Source organism: Arthrobacter sp. CAN_A2, assembly GCF_015752045.1.
GTDB lineage: Bacteria > Actinomycetota > Actinomycetes > Actinomycetales > Micrococcaceae > Arthrobacter_D.
The window spans coordinates 1-1,059 of sequence record NZ_JADOUS010000079.1 but is presented as its reverse complement, the minus strand read 5'-3'; the positions used below and the strand labels follow the sequence as shown (position 1 = coordinate 1,059).

Genomic DNA, 1,059 nt, shown 5'->3' with positions numbered 1-1,059 from the left:
GACCTCATTCCCGCCGCACCACGCCGCACCAACAGCAGCCAACCCTACCGAGTCAGCCCCTGACCGCCCTACCCACGCTCAACTGCGAAGGGCCCGTATAGGGCGGCCGGTGAAGACCCTTCGACGGGTTCTGGCAAGCGATAGGCGCAGGCGATGATTCCCGGTGGTCTTGCTGGCACGACTACTAGCGGCCTACCGTTAGGCATGGCAACCGATCCCACGCAGAAACAGCCTTCCCTGTTGAACTCGCTCGCCCGCGGTATCGCCGCGGGAGTCGCCGGCACCGTGGTGATGACCGCCTTCCAGCAGTTCGTCGAAATGCCGCTCACGGGACGCGAAGCCAGCAACGCCCCGGCCAACTTGGCCGAGAAGCTCCTGCCGATCCATGCGGACAGCGACAAGGAACGCGAACGACTGAACTGGATCACCCACTTCGCGCTTGGCACCTTGTGGGGCTCGGCTTACGCCACTACCGCTCGAACCGGGCTACGGGGACCTAAAGCTGTTCAAGTGGTCTTTGGCACCGTTTACACCAGTGAGGTCCTGCTCAACACTGCACTAGGGCTTTACAAGCCCAGCACCTGGAGCGGGCGGGACTGGACCATTGACATCATCAACAAGTACGTCCAGGCCACGGCCACCGGATTGCTCTACGACCACGTCTTTGCCCCGGCGCGAGATTCCTAAGCCCAGTTCCCTCCCAGTGGTCGCCGAAACATCCCTCGTGGACCTTTGGCAGGAAGTTCCACGACAACGACACAACCGTCATCATTGATCCGACCCCGATCCGCGACAACGCGGGCCCGGCGTACAGCCGGGGTAGCCGATCCATCAACATGCATTCTAATTGCAACAGAGCGAAGAATAAATAAATATGCTTGTGGAGTGGTCGACGCACGCTGAATAAGCCGATAAAAAACTATCGTCCTCTCCCGAATTCCATAACGACCTACGGGAAAAAGGGAGCTTGGTGTCATAGCGTCGTAGCAACAACATAACTGGATAGAGGGAGTTGCCTGGTGGGACGCAGGGCTTTGACGTTCTCGGATCGGGCAGACA

At 59.5% G+C, this 1,059-nt stretch carries 1 protein-coding gene; it reads left to right on the top strand.

Annotated features, from left to right (window positions below; all coding sequences use genetic code 11):
* Positions 1-204 precede the first annotated feature (204 nt).
* Complete coding sequence (locus IWX63_RS16675) at positions 205-687, top strand: hypothetical protein (RefSeq protein ID WP_199279263.1); 483 nt, start codon at positions 205-207, stop codon at positions 685-687.
* Positions 688-1,059: the final 372 nt, after the last annotated feature.

Bases quoted from the DNA above. Each gene is read 5' to 3' on its own strand.
- IWX63_RS16675 (WP_199279263.1), top strand. From the start codon at position 205: ATGGCAACCGATCCCACGCAGAAACAGCCTTCCCTGTTGAACTCGCTC.